The sequence below is a fragment of the Microbacterium testaceum genome (genome assembly GCF_001476655.1).
Classification (GTDB): domain Bacteria; phylum Actinomycetota; class Actinomycetes; order Actinomycetales; family Microbacteriaceae; genus Microbacterium; species Microbacterium testaceum_C.
In genome coordinates this window covers 14,646-30,703 of record NZ_LDRT01000068.1, presented here as the reverse complement: position 1 = coordinate 30,703, position 16,058 = coordinate 14,646, and the positions used below count along the sequence as shown (strand labels likewise).

Here is a 16,058-nt window from a genome sequence, read left to right as displayed (position 1 = left end):
GGCACGCCGGGGGCGGGACGATCCTCGGACAGATCGCCCTGACCTCCACCCTCGCGGTCGACGACGTGCTCGCCCGCCCGGACCTCCTCTCCCCCAGAGAGACGGAGACGCTCAGCCGGCAACGGAGCGATCTTCTCGCCCTCGTCCGCGAGGCGGACACGACCTTCGGCGCCGACAACGGCCCCGACGTGGTCGTGCGCCACGTGGACCTGATGAAGAGATGGCGCGAAGCCGAACGCCGCCTGGCAGTCACGCTGGCAAGGATCCAGAACCGTCTCGAGAAGAAGATCCCCCGCGGAACGACGTCGCACCTCGCCGCCGGGGAGCTGGATCGGCGTCTCCAGGAGCGGGCGCGCATCGCCACCGGCGGCGCGGCGGACGCCGTCGGCGAGCTCCGTTCCTCGCTCGATCTCACCCCGCGCAAGGGGCTTCCCCCGGCCCACCACGCCGAACGGATCCTGCTCATCGCCGACGCGCTCGACGCCGGCACACGGGGCGCCACTCCCCCGCGACGGGCGGGTTCCGGCATCCCCGTCGACAGGCTCGCACCGGACTTCGTTCCCCTCGCCGTCGCCGGAATCCCTTTGGTGGCGGCTCTGATCGCCGGCTTCGTGGCGACATCCGCCATGGAACGCAGCGATGCCACCTACGGACGCGAGCTGACCGGCGACGTCCCCCTCGCCGGCCTCGAGATCGTGGGCGACCCTGCTCTTCTGCCGAACCTCACCGACGCGAAGGATGCCGCGCGGGAGGGGCCGAACATCGAGACGCTGTCGCTGGACTTCGTTCGGGATGCCATGGAACGCACGGCGCAGCGCACCGAGAACGCCGCGCTCCTTCCGGAACGGATCGAGCTGGTCGTGCCCCTGCTCCCGATCGACGACTACGTCACGGTGCACCCGAACCCCGAGGTCGAGGACGGCGTGACACTCGACTACTTCGAGCTGCTGAACGCGTACTCCCGCATCAAGACGGAGGTCGAGACCGCGGTGCCCGGAACACTCGATCCCGCGACGGGCGACGTGCGAGCCGGACACGCGATCCTTCCGCTCTGGATCCGGGACGACGGCGCCTACGGGGTCGGTCTCCCCCTGACGGGAACGCTCAGCACGGGGACCGAGAGCCGTCTCGGGGCGTACGACTTCGTCGCAACGGAGCCGCGCTTCACGAACAAGCCGGGGCAACGCGGGTCCGCTCCCGCGGGCTGGGTCGTCGCGTCCGAGATGATCGAACTCGGCCGACAGTTGGAGTACAACGATCTCCGCGTCAGCTCCACAGACCCCTCGGCGCTGTTCTGGGTCGTCGCCCTCGCGACGTGGACCGGCGTTCAGACCCTCGCGATGATCGTGTGGTCGCTCGCCCAGGTGCTCCGACGCGGAGCCGGATCCCGCCGGACGCGCGCTCAGCTGCGAGAGTTGCGTGCCCAGCTCAACGCGCTCGCGATGGGCCTCGACCTGTCGAGACTGGATGCCGTCGCCGTCCTGGGAACGGCAGACGGCCACCGGGGCCAGGCGGCCGAGGCCGACCAGCAGCTGTACGAGACCATCCTGTTCACGGCCTGGCGCGAGATCCAGGCGCTCGAGACTCTCCCGCGCCGCGAGCAGCGCGGACCGGAGTGGCGTCGGCGCGTGGAACGGATGGCATCGGTGATCGGGGCGCTCGCGGTACGCGAGGCCGGAGTCGCGGAGCGGGCGTTGGTGTTGATCCGGTCCTACAGCTGACCCGGCACCCCGCTGACCCGGTCACCCCACTGACCCGGTCACCCCGCTGACCGGTCGACGAGCGACGCTCGTCAGGAGGAGGCTGCTTCGCGCAGCCCTTGCTCGATCTGCTCCGTCGCGGTGAGGATCGCGGCCTGATCGGGGTGAGCGAACAACCCCGACAGCGCCCGGCCGTAGAGGCCGCGAAGCTGCTCGATGACACGGATGCCGCGGGGTTCGAGGTGCAACAGCGTGCTGCGCCGGTCCCGAGGGTTCGGCCCGCGACTGACGAAGTCCCGAGACTCCAACCGTTCGATGACCGCGCTGACGAGGCTGCTGCCGGCCTGCAGGAACTGCGCGAGGTCTTTCGGCGTCCGCGGCGTCTCGTCCACACCGAGGAACTTCAGCGCGCGGAGATCGATCGGGTTCAGTTCGTGCTCCATCGCAAGGCGCTGGAGCAGGTGCGCGTTCTGCACCTGCATGCGGTACCACGCCGACACGATCGCCTCGGAACTCACGGAGGGGAGCGAGTCCCTTGCGGGATTCTGCTCATACCCCATGCATCGAGAATAGTCCACACTATGTCTCATATTTTGAGTAACTAGTTAACCGTACTTATAGTCCAGCTAGGCACTTTTCGTAATGCCGAGAGAGCAGTTTCTGGTCGGCCTCGACCTCCCGTGATCGACGAACCACCCCGCCTTACCGCACGCGCTTCATTCCCACTCGCCCTCCCTCTCCCAGGAGTCACCGTCATGCGCAAAACCGCCGCCACCCCTTCGCGTCGCCTCGGCAAGATCGCGACCATCGCCGTGATCCCCCTGTCCCTGATCGCCGCCGGCGCCCTGGTCTCCACCGCGTCCTACTCCGCCTTCTCGGCGACGACCTCGAATCCGTCGAACAACTGGTCGGCGGGCTCGGTCGGGCTCTCCAACAGCTCCCCCAACAGCGCAGCGTTCGATGCGACGAACCTGAAGCCGGGGTCGACGGGCACCACCTGTGTCGCCGTGACGTCCACCGGCAGCTTGCCCGCCGCGGTCAAGCTGTACGCGACGAATGCCTCGCAGAGCCAGGGCATCGGCGATTGGCTGAACCTCACGGTCACGCAGGGCACCGGCGGCGGGAACGGCACCTGCAACGGCTTCTCGCCGATCGCGTCCGGTGCGTCGGTCTTCGACGACTCACTGACCTCGTTCGTGAGCGGTGCCACGGACTACAACAGCGGCGTAGGCAGCTGGGCCCCCGCGGGTGGGGACACCCCCGAGACGCGCACGTTCCAGATCACGTACGCGGTCTCGGCGAACGCCCCCTCGTCGATCATGGGCGCCACCGCCAACGTCAACTTCACCTGGGAAGCGCAAAATCAGTGAGCTGAGGAGTCGTTCCACCGACGGCGCGGGCGGGACATCCACGACGGATCCCGCCCGCCCGCTGTGGGCCTGGCTCCGCTTCGGCACGGTGATCGCCGCACGAGCCGCTCTCGCCGTCGTCTTCGGCATGACCTTCTGGGCGGTCGCTCCGCTCGCGATCGGATGGCAGACGACCACGGTCATGACCGGCTCGATGGAGCCGGCGATCCGCACGGGCGACCTCGTCGTCAGCCGCCCCATCGATCCTGCCGAGCTGCGCCCCGGTCAGGTCGTCCTCGTCCGCGACCCCGACCGCCCCGGACTCCTCCGCCTCCACCGCCTGTACGCCGTCGAGGGCTCCGAGCTGACCACCAAAGGCGACGCCAACCCCGAGGCCGACTCGTCGCCCGTGCTCCGATCCGACGTCCTCGGCATCGGAGCCCTCCGCGTCCCCTGGATCGGCATCCCCATCCAGCAGGCCCGCGACGGCGATGCCGTCGCTCTCGCCGCGACGGTTCTCGGCCTCGTCGCCGTGATCGCGCTCGCGATCGCTCGTCCGACCACGCGCGATGAGGACGACCCGCCGACGCCGCGCCCCGCTTCCGCCGCCGGGGAAGGTTCACCGGATGCCGACCCCTCGCGCCGCCGATCCCGCACAGCCGCCTTCGTCGCGGCGTTCACCATCGCCACCGTGGCAGCGGCGTCGCCGGCGCACGCGGCATCCTTCTCCGCGCACACGCAGACTTCGGGATCCCTGCAGGCGGCGATCCCCCAGGCTCCGTCGGACCTGACCTGCCAGAACAACTTCGACGGCTCCGTCACCATCGGCTGGAGCTACGACGCCGAGTCACCCGACAGCTTCGATGTCCTCGTCGACGGCCGCGGCTCCATCGCCACCCTCGGACCCGACGCCCGCTCCATCCAGCTCCGGGCGAACACCCCGTTCTCGTTCGGCAGAACCTCGGTGGTCCGCGTGCGCACCAACCTCACACCGACGTGGGGCGCCACGAGTTCGGACGCGCGCAGCGTGACGACCATCACGATCCTGTGGGTCGGGGTGGCGCGGTGCGGCTGAGGCCGCCAGACCAGGGCGCGTCACACCGGCTTCGACCGGGCGGTCGTCGACCCACATGGCTCGTCGCCTCGACCTCCGCTCTCCTCAGTCCCGCAATCGCCTCACCGCGCGGCGTACCGTCTCGCGCTGGACGGGCGGAAGCTGGTCGTCGACGTAGACGTCGAACGATCGCGCGACATCCGGAGTGGGCCGTGAGGCCAGAAGCAGAGGCGTCACGTGGCGGAGCACGGATACGAGCGCGTCCACGACCGTGTCGAGGTGCTCGCGAGAGGCATCCTCGTCGAGGTCGAGAAGAGCGGCCGACACGTCCGCCAATCGCTCGATCTCATCCTGACGAAGCGCGGTGAGTCGTGAGATCGACGCCGGGTCGAGGATCGACTCGAGGAGGAGAGCCGCGTCCCGCTCGATCTCGACCGACGGCGTCGGGAGCTCACGCCGCCCACCCACCACCGCGAGATACTCCCGCGCGAAGGCGGGGGTGTCGACGGGGGTGTCTCGCTGGCGCAGGGCGCGGATCGCTTCGCGACGTCGTCGGAGATGCTCGATCTGCCGGGCGTAGTCGTCATCCAACAGAGCGAGCTCGGCGTCGATGTCCATGAGGGGATCGATCCGCGAAAGCGGCATTCCCAGATCGGTGAGACGCCTGACCCGCAGAACCCGGATGAGATCGGATGCCGCGTAGCTGCGGTAGCCGTTCGCCGACCGGGGCGGCTCGGGGAGCAGCCCGATCTGATGGTAGTGGCGCAATGTCCGCACCGAAACGCCCGCGAGCCGAGCGAGATCGCGGCTTCTCACGTCATCGCCTCCGTCCGCCGAGGTACCCGCGCCTGGAGCCACGGGGTGATCCTCCAGAGTACGAGAGTGATGGTGACGACCAGGAGCACGGGCACGATGAGGATCGGCCCGGACGGGGTCGAAACGGATGCAAGCTCGCCCGCGAGAATGACCGGCAACAGCAGCAGCGTGTTGTTCGCCGCGTGGATGAGGACAGGAACCTCCAATCCCCCGGTGCGCTCGGCGAGAACCGCGAAGCTGATCCCGATGACGATGTAATACGCAACGGCCCAGGGATCAGCCGACCCGTGAATCACGCCGAACTGGACGGCGGTGATCGTCGTCGCGACGAGGAACGCGACCGCCGGGCGAACGAACCGCGCGCCGACGGCGCGGAAGATCAGCCCGCGAAACAGATACTCCTCCCCCGCCGACTGAAGGGGGATGGTCACGATGGCGACCAGTCCGAGAAGAAGATGGGAAGCACTCCACACGGGCTGTCCCGTGCCCAGTACCGGCTGGATGATGGCCGCGTACGCACCCCATACGGGCACGACCACCACCGCCGCCCGTGCCATCACCGACCAGCGAAACCGCCCGGACACGGACGACAACGTCCCCCACGCCGCACCGTAGATGAGCTTCTGCAGCAGCATGCTGGCGGGGATCAGCAGAGCGAGGAGGAGGTTGCCGGCGACCCAGAACCCGATCGTGAATGTCGGTCGAGACGGGTCGAACGGTGCGACGCCGATCCACCTGTCCACCGCCATGCCGGCGGGAATGGCAAGTCCCCCCAGCACGACGAGCATGACCAGAAGACCTCCGACGACAGCGGCGATCGTCCGCCACGCCTGCGGCCTCGATCGGAGCCCCTGAAGGTATCCGGAGAATGGCGACGACGAACGGGGATGGTGTGAGGTCATGAGGGCACCTGTCTCTGCGAGGAACTCGTACCCCCTCAGGCAAAACGATGACGCCGCGTCATAGTCAAGCAAGCGAAATGATCGCGGCCGTCCTGGCCTCGAAGGGATCGCGCAACGGTCTCACCGCGTGCCCACCCCGGCTGTGCCGCAGATGTGGCGACCGCACCGTGATCGTCGTCCGATTCGGCGTCAACCACGAATCGTAGAAACACTCCGGGTCCAGCGGGTGCCCGGTCTGCGTGGAGGTCTGCACGCCGGGGTCTGCTGGTGTGATGTCCAGGGACGTTGTTCGGCGACACGGCGTTGAGGAGCTGAAGGGCGAGGGCGTCCCGGTTGTGAAGTGGAGCTGTTGAGTTCAACCGCTTCACGAACCAGGAGGCTGATCGATCCAGCCGCCCACGGTCGATGCCTGCGAGGACGTCGGTCATCGCTCGGGCGCTCGGGCTCTTAGCATGCCTCGTGTGTCAGTCGGCCCGAGCGGAGCGCGGCACGATCGCGAACGCGGCGACTGCTCCGATCGCTAGCAGCACCGCGCCGTATCCGAGCCCGGCGCGATAGCCCTGGGCGAGCGCGTCGACGGGGGTCGCCGCCGCCGCACCGGTCGTTGCGGTGGCCACGGCGACCAGGGCGGCGAGTCCGATCGTGCCGCCAAGCTGGCGTGAGCTGTTGAGCACCCCCGAGGCGATGCCGGCGTCGTGCGGCACGACGCCGGAGGTGCCGGCCGACCCGAGCAGCATGAAGGCCCCTCCGATGCCGACGGCGGCGAGCAGGGAGGGCCCGGCGATCCCCTGCCAGAACGCGAATTCCGCGGGCATGAGGGAGAACCAGCCGAGCCCGGCGGCGCCGACGATACCGTGGACGAGGAGCGCCGTGCGCATACCGACCCGGGCCGCGAGGCGCTGCGCGATCGCGATACCGACGACCACGAAAAGGGAGAACGGCAGGAACAGCACCCCCGCGAGGGCGGGCTCGATACCCCAGACCTGCTGAATGTAGAGCGAGCAGAAGTAGAACGCGGCAAGCTGTCCCGCAGACAGGAAGAAGCCGAACACGTTCGCTCCGACGAGACTGCGCACGCGGAACAGCCGCAGGGGCATGATCGGGTGCGCTGTCCGCTGCTCGACGATGACGAAGGCGATCAGGAGCACGACCCCGGCAGCAGCGCACAGGAGTGTTGATGCAGCGGTCCAGCCGTCCTCACTGCCCGTGGCGACGGCGGCGACGGCCGCTCCCACACCCGTGGTGACCAGAACTGCCCCGAGCACGTCTAGACGCTCAGGGCGCACCCCTCTTTCGTGGCGGGGGACGCCGACCCACACCGCGGCGAGGGCGATGAGCACGATGGGCACGTTCGCCCCCAACACGGCCCGCCACCCGAAGGTCTGTGTGAGCAGGCCGCTGGCCACGACACCGACCGCGCCGCCGCCGGCCCCCGCTCCCGCCCACAGCCCGAACGCCCGTCGGCGCACCGCACCCTCGGGCAGGTTGGCGGTGATCAGGGCGAGGGACTGCGGGGCGACGAGAGCTCCCGCGAACCCCTGACCCGCGCGCGCGGCGATCAGCGACCCCGCGTCGCCTGCGAGCGCTCCCCACACGCTGCACACCAGAAACAACGCCAGGCCTGCGAGCAGCACCGACCGTCGCCCGCGCAAGTCGCCGAGGCGTCCGCCGAGCAGCATGAATCCGGCGAAGGTGAGCAGATACGCGTTCACGACCCACTGCAGCACCGACCCAGACATCCGCAGGTCGGTGGAGATGGCCGGAAGGGCCACGTTGAGCAAGGCGACATCGAGCGCGACCAGGAACTGCGCGACGAACACCGTCGTCAGCAGGGCTCCGGTGTGCGCAGGCCGGGTGGGCTGAGCGGTAGGGGTCATCGCATCCTCTTTCGTACACGTACGAATCGTACGCGTACGACAATAGTAGGATGGAGTTCCGCCGATCAAGGAAGAGACTGGATGCCGCACCTCCTGCACACCACGCGCCCTCATGTCTGAGCGCGGGAGCATCGACCGGGACCGCATCGTCGCGGCCGCGCGCGCCATCCTCGAAACACGCGGCATCGACAGCCTGAGCATGCGGGCACTGGCCGTCGCGCTCGACTCAAAACCGATGACGATCTACCACTACGTCAGCGGCAAGCCCGAACTGCTCACCCTCGTCCTCACGCAGGTCGCCGAGGAAATCGACTGGACACCACCCACCGGCGCGCCCCGCCATCGCATGGTCGAGGTGGTCATGGACATGTTCGCCCGGCTCAGCGACATCCCCTGGATCGTGCCCATCCTCTCCCAGGGCATCGCCGTCGGAACCCCGGCACTCATCCTGGCCGACCGGTTCCTTTCCGCCGCCCTCGAAGACGGCTGCGACGAGCAGACCGCGCTGTCCCTCTGGCGCTCAGCCTCCTGGATAGCGCAGACAGAACTGATCTTCCGCGCGAGCGTGGCGCGCCGTGCCTCCGACGAGACCTCCTGGCATCAACGCCTGAACGCCGACGACCTCGACGACATGCCCGTCGTGCAGTCCCTGCTGCCCCGATGGGGGCAGCACTCCGCCGACTACGACCTCCGCGCCGCGATCACCTGGCTGATCGACGGAGCGCCGCGCGCCAACTCCCCCACCACGCCCTCTGCAGACTGAACGCCCGCGGCGGCCAGCGCTCGCGTGCGCGCCGAGCAGCACCGTCGACACCGTCGAGCGACCGCTCACCCCAACCGCCGGGGGACCAGAAGGGGACCAACGAAAGCGGCCCACGGAAACAATCGAGCCCTGACAAAACTCGCGTTCTATCAGGGCTCTTCTGTCGAGCTCGTCTCCCTCTGTTCCAACAATTCAGTGCCCTCTATGACGCCGGCCCGGATCCGCGAGATTCTGGGCTCCGTCGGGGATTTGCCATGCGATCTCCAGCCGAGAGCGCGGGCGGAGCTGGAACCGCCCGAGTAGCGAGGCACGAAACGGAGTTGCTGTGCGATATGAGGCCGGCAACACCACGACGCAGCTCGCGAAAGACTACAGCGTTGCAAAGTCCACGGTCACGTCGACTACGTGCACGGAACCCACCACCACGCAGTCCACGGCGAGCACTACGACGAGCACTACGACGAGCACTGAGCCGACGTCGCGGGTCGCGTGCTGACGAACAGGGGCTGGCGGGGTACCGTCGGCCCCTCTTCGCATGCGCGGACATCAAGCCGGTGAACTCTTCATGCGGCGAAACCGCGGATGGATCATCACGAAAGTCGCGACGATCGCCATGATTGCGGCGCCGACGATCACCGACAGCGGGCCCCACGCGCCGTAGAGCACGGTGGCGGCCGTGGGTGCGGCGACGAACGTCAGGCCGTTCGTCGCCCCGGTAAGGCCCGCCAGTGCGCCCTGTTCCTCCGCTGCGCGGCACGATGACCGTCTGCGCGATGATCAGACCGAGTCCCGCCGCGAGCAGGGCGACACCAGTCACCACCCCGGTCATCGCGGAGTCGAGTCCGAGCCGGTCCTGCACGAGGAATCCGATCACCACCTGGATGAAGCCGAGGGCGGTGAACATCCCGAATCCGGCCAGACGGAACGGCCAGATCCGGGTGTCACGCGGGCTGACGCGGGCAGGCACGGACATGAGCTCGTGCCGCTTCTCCGGGCGGAGGCAGAGTGCGATGATCGGGTTCAGGGTCATCTGGCCGAGGTAGACCAGGAAGACGGCCCCGAGGACGAGGGGATCTGTGGCTTCTCCTCGGTCTGGCGGGTGGTCGATGACGTCGTCACGTCATCTCCTTCACGGATGCCGGCGTCGGTGGGGAGGTGGTCGCTGAGGACGGTGTCACGAGGGACAGCTGCCGGTCCGCGGCGAGGGCGAGCAGATCCTCGTCGTGGCTGATGAGCAGTACCACTGCGCCGTCGGCGGCGACGCGACGGATCTGGTCGGCGATCGACTGCAGGTGTCGGCGGTCGACGCCCGACGACGGCTCGTCGAATACGACGATGCGTCGGCCCGCGACCCGCACGGCTGCCACGACAAGGCGCTGCTGCTGACCGCCGGACAGCGACAGCGGGTGACGCTCGGCGAGATGGTCGAGATCGAGGGAGGCGAGAACTGCGTCGGCGTCGGTCGCAACCGCGTCGGCGCCCGCGAGGGCGATCTCCGCCGAGACCGTTTCGGTGAACAGCTGACGCTGCACGTCCTGCATGACGACGGCGCTCGCGCGCTGTCGCGCGCGCAGGGAGAGGGCGGCGCCGTCGAGGCGTACGCTCCCCGCGCTGCGCTGCAAACCGGTGACGATGCGGGCGAGGGTCGATTTCCCCGCCCCGTTCGCGCCGCGGATAGCCGTGACCTCCCCAGCCGCGAAGGCGGCGCGGTCGAGGTCGATCACCCTGCGGCTGCCGAGTGTGCAGCGGATGCCTTCGAGCACGAGTGCCGCACCGGGCACCGACGCGGCGGGCGATGCAGCGCTCGCGCCGATCGCGGCGATCTCGGGCAGCGTCGCAGGCGTGACGACACCGCGCAGCCCCTCGGCCGCGAGTGTCTCGTCGGAGATCTCGCGGAACTCATCGTGGGTCCAGACGACGTCGACCGCGCCGTCCCGCATCACGACGACGCGGTCGAGCACGTCCTGCAGGTAACGCAGGCGATGCTCGGCGATGACGATGGTCGTGCCGGCGTCCTTGAGTGCGGCGAGCGTCGCGGCGAGCCGGTCAATGGCATCGACCGACAGGTTCGACGACGGTTCATCGAGGAGGAGCACTCGCGGCTCGTGCGCCGCGGCCGATGCGATCGCGACCTGCTGCTGCTGGCCGCCTGACAGGGCCTGCAACGACTGCCCGAGCGGCACAAACGCAGCGAGGCCGTCGAGAGCGTCTGCGACGCGCGCGCGGGTGCGCTCACGCTCGTATCCGAGATTTTCCATCGCGAACGCTACTTCGTCGCGGGCGGAGTCCGTGAAGAACTGCCTGCGCGGGTGCTGCAGCACCGTGCCCGTGACGGCGCCGAGCGCGTCGAGCTCGACGGCGGTTGTCACGACGCCCGCGACCGTGACGGTTCCGGTCAGCACTCCTTCGTCGTGGAACTGCGGCACCAGTCCGTTGAGCAGCCGCAGCGCCGTCGACTTCCCGGAGCCCGAGGCCCCGCACAGCACGACGAGTTCGCCCTCGCCGACCGTCAGGTCGAGACCTCGCAGCGAGGGCCGCTCCGCGTGCGGGTAGGTCCACTCGACGTCGTCGACACGGATGACAGGGGTCATGAGAGGCCCTTCGACAGCAGGGTGACCGCGGCGAGGGCGGCGGCGAGCACCAGGACGAGAAGGTCGCCGAGCCCGAAGCGAGGCGGCACGAGTGGCACCGGCGTACGATGCGAGCCGAGACCGCGCAGGATCGCCGCCGCCGACAGGTCCTCGCTCGCGCGTAGGCTCGCGGCGATCATCGGCACGACGAATCGTTCGACGGACCGCAGCGGATGCCGCGCAATACCGCGCGCGCCGACCAGGCCACGCAGTCGCATGGCATCGAGGACGGCGCGCGCTTCGTTGGCGACCACCGGGAAGAAGCGCACCATGACGCCGAGTGTCACGGAGATCGGGCGGGGCACCCGCCACGCGCGAAGGGAGGCGCTCAGACGTGTCGGAGTGGTGGTGACGACCAGGTGAGCGCCGATGGCCGCGACGAGAACGAAGCGGAGCATGTAGGAGGCCCCGACGCCGGTGGTCGTCGTGACCGCGTTCGGCCACACGATCGGCAGCCAGAACCCGAGAGCTGCGAGCACACCGACGGTGACGAGCAGAGTGAGGACGCGGCGCCACGCGCGCTCCCAGATTGTGAGAGTAAGGCCCACGACGAACGCCGCCGGCATCCACCTCACACCGTCCACCTGCATGACCGCAACGCTTGTCGCAACCAGGAGCAGGATGGCCGTGCGAGGGTCGAGCCCGGGGGCCGGGCGCGAATGGGCGGTGTCGACGCCGACGGCATGCGTGTTCGTGCGACGAGTGCCGTCGACGCCGACTCGGGTCATGCCAGGCCGGCCTTGCGGAAGTGCTTCGCGAGCAGGCGGGTGCCCAGCAGACCGCCGAGGAACCCGCACACTACGGTCGCGAGGAACATGAGCAGGATCGTCGGCACCGTCACGAGTTCGCGGAACACCCGGGCGTAGTCCTCGCCGTAGGCTTCGAGGCCGTAGTTCGCGAGGTATCCCGCCGGGTCGATCAGGAAGGGCACCCACGGTCCGATGAACCAGGCGGAGAACACCGTGTAGGTCCAGATGGCCGCCCACGTGCTGCGGTAGTTGCCCGCAGCCATGATGAACTCGCCCACGAGCGAGACCACCACGATGACAAGCGCGGACTGCCACGGGTGACCGATGACCAGGTCGAGGGCGGCCAGCGCGACACCCATGAGGGTCACCACCCCCGCGTGACGCACACGGGTGAGGAAGAGCATGTACGGGATGCCGGCCACGATCGGTGTGAGGGGAAGGGTGGTAATCATCACCACGGGGCTGATGACGCCGAGCATCGCCATAGCGAACACGACGACGAAGTAGATGACGGCGAAGATCGCGACGTTGACGATGTCGCGGGCGGTGAGGCGCAGCGACCGCTGAGCGGGTGCGGGTGCAGCCTTCGCGTCGGTGGGCGGGGTCATTGGGGTTCCTTTCGGGTGGGGTGCGCGAGATGCGCTGGGAGATCGGTGCCGGCGAGCTGCCAGCCAGCGGCATGCACCCGCTCCCGCCAGTACTCGGCGTAGGTACCGTCCGCGGCGAGCAGCTCGGCGTGGGTGCCGGTTTCGCGGATACCCCCCTCACCGTCGAGCATGATGATGCGGTCAGCGGTCATGATCGTCTGCAGGCGATGCGCGACGACGATCATCGTGCGCCCCGTGCGCGCATGATCGATCGCACCGCCGATCGCGATCTCGTTGCCGATGTCGAGCGCGGATGTCGCTTCGTCCAACAGCACGATCGGCGCATCTTTGAGGAGCGCCCGCGCGATCGACACACGTTGTCGTTCTCCGCCGGAGAGGCTCGAGCCCCCTTCGCCGACGCGTGCGTCCCAGCCGCCGGGAAGTCGTCTGGCGATCTCGTCCACGCGTGCACGCCTCGCCGCTGCGATGACCTCGTCACGGGAAACGTCGGGGTTGCCGATCCAGATGTTGTTCAAGATCGTGTCGTCGAACAGGTATACGTCCTGGAACACCGGGGCGACGGCATTCTCGACCACCGCGGTGCCGAGGTCGGGAAGGGGTACGCCCCCGATCGACACGGAGCCGACCTCGGGGTCGTAGAAGCGGGCGATGAGCTTCGTGATGGTCGTCTTGCCCGATCCGGAGGGACCGACGAGCGCCGTCATGCGTCCGGCTGGGGCGGTGAAACTCAGTCCGCGGAGCACCGCCGAGCCGCGGTAGCCGAAGGTGACGTCGCGGAACTCGACGCTCCAGTCTTTGGGAACGGCCGGCGCGGCCGGCTCGGGCAGCGGCTCGACGGCGTACAGCGCGTCGAGCTGGTCGAGCGTGGTGCGGGCCACGGCCACGCCGCCGCCGAGATCGCCGGCGTTCATGATCGGCTCGTTGAAGCGGATGCCGAGGACGAGCAGCGCGATGAGCGTCGCCGGCTCGACCGATCCCCCGATGGCGAGGAACGTCCCGAGGACCAGGACGACCGTCATCGATAGCTGCACGAGCCCCGCGAAGGTGGCGATGCCGGCCCCACCGCCGAAGAGCAGTCGACGGTAGGCGTGGTGCTGGTTCTCGAGCGCCTCCGAAACGAGCCGGTCGGCGACCGATCCGTCTCCCGCGGTGCGAAGCGTCGGCTGGACGCGGGCGAACTCGATGACACGGCTCGAGGCTTCCGAGACGGCCTCGGCGTGCACTTTGTCGCCACGGACGATCGCGGTGTGGATGGTGCGGTAGCCGACGGCGAGGACGGGGACCATCACCGTCATCGCCACGGCGAGCCGCCAGTCGAAGAAGTACATCCCGACGAGGACCGTCGCGGGGGTGACGAAACCGGTCAGGATCGGCCGCAGCACAGCGTACGGGGCGGTGGAGACGAACATCGCGCCCTGCGTCGCGATGCTCGTCGTGAGACCTGTGCGGTCTGTGGTGAACCAGGCGATCGGCAGGTCGACGAGACGATCCCCCAGGCGCTCGAGGAGAGACTCCAGGACGGCGGTGCTGGCCTCCATGCCGACCTGGCTCGCGACCCACGCCGTCGCGAAGTACAGCGCCGCGACGATGGCCTCGACGAGCAGCCACCCGCCGACGGCATCCGTCTTCGCCGTGAACAGCGAGCCCAGCAGCGGAACGAGCAGCAGGAACGCGACTCCCTGGAGGATCGCGGATGCCGCGACAAAAGCGAGCTCGATCAGGACGAGTCTGCGCGCTCGCGCCGACGAATAGTGCAGCATGCGGCGGATCATCGCGCCGCTCCTTCCGGCAGGGTGCGGGCGTGGTTGGACTGGTACTCCGCCCACATGCGGGCGAATCGGCCGTTCGCCGCCACCAGCTCGGCGTGGGTGCCTCGCTCGACGATGCGCCCCGCGTCGAGCACGAGGATCTGATCGGCGCCCGTAATCGTGTGAAGCCGGTGCGCGATCACGAGCACCGTGCGATCGGCGGCCAGCGTGCTGAGCGCCTTCTGGATCGCTGCCTCGGAATCCGGATCCGCGAACGCGGTGGCCTCGTCGAGCACGAGCACGGGGGCGTCGGCGAGCAGGGCACGCGCGATCGTCACACGCTGCGCTTCGCCGCCCGAAAGATTGGCGTCGTCGCCGAGGACCGCGTCGTAGCCGCGCTCGAAGCGGAGGATCCGATCGTGGATCTGCGCCGCGCGCGCCGCCTGCTCGACCTCGGCATCTGTCGCGTCGGGACGGCTGAGCCGGATGTTCTCGCGCAGGCTCGCGCGGAGCACCTGCACGTCCTGGAAGACGAACCCGACATCGCGGTAGAGCTCGCGCGAGCGGAGGTCGCGCACGTCGACGCCGCCGATCGCGACGCGTCCGGCGTCGACGTCGTAGTACCGCGGGACCAGCTTCGCGAACGTCGACTTGCCCGAGCCCGAGGTGCCGACCAGGGCGGTCACCGTGCCCGGCGCGCACGCGGCGGCGACGTCGTGGAGCACGCGGTGTTCTCCGTCGTAGCTGAACGACACGTCGTCGAACGCGACGTCTGCTCCCTCGGTGGTCTGTGGCTCGACGGGCTGTGAGACGGGCGGCAGGGCGAAGAAGGCTGACAGCGCGCGCCGAGCCTTGGCGGCGTTGCGCAGGAACTGTCCCGATGCTCCCAGCTTTATGAACGGGGCTGTGAGTCCGAGTCCCAGCACTACACCCGGGAGGATGTCGATCGGTGTGGCGAGTCCGGCGCTCACGAGCCACGCGCCGGCGCTGAGCAGGATCAGTAGTGCCGTGACGGGGGAGCAGATGAGTTCGACGACGGTGAACGCGATCGCCGTCTCACGGGTCCACTCGTCGACGAAGTGCACGTAGCGCTTCGTCGCATCCCGGTATCGACGGTGGCTGCGACCGAGTTGCCCGAACCGCTTGACGACAGCGATCCCCTGGACGAACTCGACTGTCGCCCCCGACAGTGACTGCGTCGCCTCGTCGTATTGCTGATATTTCTCGCCCGCGCCACGCATCATCAGCGGGTAGCACACCGCGACACCCAGCAGCGGTACGAGAGCGGCGACGGCCATCTGCCACTGCGTCGCGAACAGGTACACCAGGCTGACGACCGGAACAGTCACCGCGGTCAGCACATCCTGGATCGAGTGCGCCACCAGCTGATGAAGTGCCGTGACGTCGCTCTCGACCAGCTTGCGGACACTGCCCGAGCTTCGCCGCCCGAACCAGCCCAACGGCAGCTGCTGCAGGTGGCGGATGATCCTCCTACGCAGCGAAACCTGCAGCTCGGCATCTGCGAGGTGGCTTATGAGGCCGGAGAGGAATGCGCAGCTGACCGCCACGACGAGCGCGGCGACGGCGACGATGACGACTGTCCACGCGCGAGCCTCGTCGATCGGCTCGCCGGATGCCGCCGGCAGAAGGATCCGCGCGAGCTCGACGATCGCGATGAACGGAACGACGCTGCTCGCCGCGCCGACGACGCTGAGCGCGATGATGCCAGCGAGGCTGCCGCGTACTGGCGCGAAGAAATCTGTGGTCGAGTCGTCGGTCATGGGGCTCGCATTCCAGCTTGTTGAGAACAGTTCTCATTATAATAGAACGGTGTTCGAATGGGTGCGAGTTTATTAGTAAGG

The 16,058-nt window shown here is 68.6% G+C and carries 13 protein-coding genes; 4 read left to right on the top strand and 9 right to left on the bottom strand.

The window, feature by feature from the left end; genetic code table 11:
- Positions 1-1,721, top strand: a 1,721-nt coding sequence (locus NS220_RS20145; protein ID WP_193755340.1) for a hypothetical protein, incomplete at its 5' end; no start/stop codon positions are given.
- A 71-nt stretch (positions 1,722-1,792) separates the two neighbouring features.
- Here the strand turns inward: NS220_RS20145 and NS220_RS10735 are convergent.
- The gene (locus NS220_RS10735) at positions 1,793-2,260 is read right to left on the bottom strand and encodes a MarR family winged helix-turn-helix transcriptional regulator (RefSeq protein WP_193755339.1); all 468 of its coding nucleotides are present in this window, start codon (positions 2,258-2,260) and stop codon (positions 1,793-1,795) included.
- 195 nt (positions 2,261-2,455) lie between these two features.
- On the opposite strand from NS220_RS10735, the gene NS220_RS10730 reads away from it, so the two are divergent.
- Together NS220_RS10730 and NS220_RS10725 are read left to right on the top strand one after the other, a co-directional pair.
- The gene (locus NS220_RS10730) at positions 2,456-3,070 is read left to right on the top strand and encodes a hypothetical protein (RefSeq protein WP_058624046.1); all 615 of its coding nucleotides are present in this window, start codon (positions 2,456-2,458) and stop codon (positions 3,068-3,070) included.
- An 88-nt stretch (positions 3,071-3,158) separates the two neighbouring features.
- On the top strand, positions 3,159-4,124 hold the full coding sequence (locus NS220_RS10725; RefSeq protein WP_058624045.1) for a signal peptidase I: 966 nt from the start codon (positions 3,159-3,161) through the stop codon (positions 4,122-4,124).
- Positions 4,125-4,208: 84 nt separating this feature from the next.
- Here the strand turns inward: NS220_RS10725 and NS220_RS10720 are convergent, their stop codons facing one another.
- The 3 genes from NS220_RS10720 to NS220_RS10710 form a co-directional block, all read right to left on the bottom strand.
- Complete coding sequence (locus NS220_RS10720) at positions 4,209-4,919, bottom strand: MerR family transcriptional regulator (protein WP_058624044.1); 711 nt, start codon at positions 4,917-4,919, stop codon at positions 4,209-4,211.
- Positions 4,916-5,821: a CPBP family intramembrane glutamic endopeptidase gene (locus NS220_RS10715; RefSeq protein WP_081323118.1), complete on the bottom strand. Its 906-nt coding sequence runs from the start codon at positions 5,819-5,821 to the stop codon at positions 4,916-4,918. The genes NS220_RS10720 and NS220_RS10715 overlap by 4 nt, the downstream gene beginning before the upstream one ends.
- Before the next feature lie 464 nt (positions 5,822-6,285).
- Positions 6,286-7,698: an MFS transporter gene (locus tag NS220_RS10710; protein ID WP_058624042.1), complete on the bottom strand. Its 1,413-nt coding sequence runs from the start codon at positions 7,696-7,698 to the stop codon at positions 6,286-6,288.
- 112 nt (positions 7,699-7,810) lie between these two features.
- Between NS220_RS10710 and NS220_RS10705 the strand changes: the two genes are divergently transcribed.
- Entirely contained in the window at positions 7,811-8,461 is a 651-nt protein-coding gene (locus tag NS220_RS10705; RefSeq protein ID WP_058624041.1) for a TetR/AcrR family transcriptional regulator, read from the top strand.
- A gap of 1,115 nt (positions 8,462-9,576) precedes the next feature.
- Here NS220_RS10705 and NS220_RS10700 read toward each other — a convergent pair.
- The 5 genes from NS220_RS10700 to NS220_RS10680 are packed head-to-tail and all read right to left on the bottom strand — an operon-like array spanning position 9,577 to position 15,977.
- Positions 9,577-11,052 carry an ABC transporter ATP-binding protein gene (locus tag NS220_RS10700; RefSeq protein ID WP_058624040.1) on the bottom strand — a complete coding sequence of 492 codons (1,476 nt, stop codon included), beginning with the start codon at positions 11,050-11,052 and terminating at the stop codon, positions 9,577-9,579.
- Positions 11,049-11,819: an energy-coupling factor transporter transmembrane component T gene (locus NS220_RS10695; RefSeq protein ID WP_153004251.1), complete on the bottom strand. Its 771-nt coding sequence runs from the start codon at positions 11,817-11,819 to the stop codon at positions 11,049-11,051. Before NS220_RS10695 ends, NS220_RS10700 begins: the two co-directional genes overlap by 4 nt.
- A complete protein-coding gene (locus tag NS220_RS10690; RefSeq protein WP_058624039.1) occupies positions 11,816-12,448 on the bottom strand; it encodes an MptD family putative ECF transporter S component in 633 nt (210 codons plus the stop codon). Before NS220_RS10690 ends, NS220_RS10695 begins: the two co-directional genes overlap by 4 nt.
- A complete protein-coding gene (locus NS220_RS10685) occupies positions 12,445-14,220 on the bottom strand; it encodes an ABC transporter ATP-binding protein (RefSeq protein WP_058624038.1) in 1,776 nt (591 codons plus the stop codon). The genes NS220_RS10690 and NS220_RS10685 overlap by 4 nt, the downstream gene beginning before the upstream one ends.
- Entirely contained in the window at positions 14,217-15,977 is a 1,761-nt protein-coding gene (locus NS220_RS10680; RefSeq protein WP_058624037.1) for an ABC transporter ATP-binding protein, read from the bottom strand. The genes NS220_RS10685 and NS220_RS10680 overlap by 4 nt, the downstream gene beginning before the upstream one ends.
- Positions 15,978-16,058: the final 81 nt, after the last annotated feature.

Excerpts from the sequence above, each read along its gene's own strand:
- NS220_RS10680 (WP_058624037.1), bottom strand. The coding sequence starts at position 15,977 with ATGACCGACGACTCGACCACAGATTTCTTCGCGCCAGTACGCGGCAGC.
- NS220_RS10690 (WP_058624039.1), bottom strand. The coding sequence starts at position 12,448 with ATGACCCCGCCCACCGACGCGAAGGCTGCACCCGCACCCGCTCAGCGG.
- NS220_RS10695 (WP_153004251.1), bottom strand. The coding sequence starts at position 11,819 with ATGACCCGAGTCGGCGTCGACGGCACTCGTCGCACGAACACGCATGCC.
- NS220_RS10710 (WP_058624042.1), bottom strand. The coding sequence starts at position 7,698 with ATGACCCCTACCGCTCAGCCCACCCGGCCTGCGCACACCGGAGCCCTG.
- NS220_RS10685 (WP_058624038.1), bottom strand. The coding sequence starts at position 14,220 with ATGATCCGCCGCATGCTGCACTATTCGTCGGCGCGAGCGCGCAGACTC.
- NS220_RS10730 (WP_058624046.1), top strand. The coding sequence starts at position 2,456 with ATGCGCAAAACCGCCGCCACCCCTTCGCGTCGCCTCGGCAAGATCGCG.
- NS220_RS10705 (WP_058624041.1), top strand. The coding sequence starts at position 7,811 with ATGTCTGAGCGCGGGAGCATCGACCGGGACCGCATCGTCGCGGCCGCG.
- NS220_RS10700 (WP_058624040.1), bottom strand. The coding sequence starts at position 11,052 with ATGACCCCTGTCATCCGTGTCGACGACGTCGAGTGGACCTACCCGCAC.
- NS220_RS10735 (WP_193755339.1), bottom strand. The coding sequence starts at position 2,260 with ATGGGGTATGAGCAGAATCCCGCAAGGGACTCGCTCCCCTCCGTGAGT.
- NS220_RS10715 (WP_081323118.1), bottom strand. The coding sequence starts at position 5,821 with ATGACCTCACACCATCCCCGTTCGTCGTCGCCATTCTCCGGATACCTT.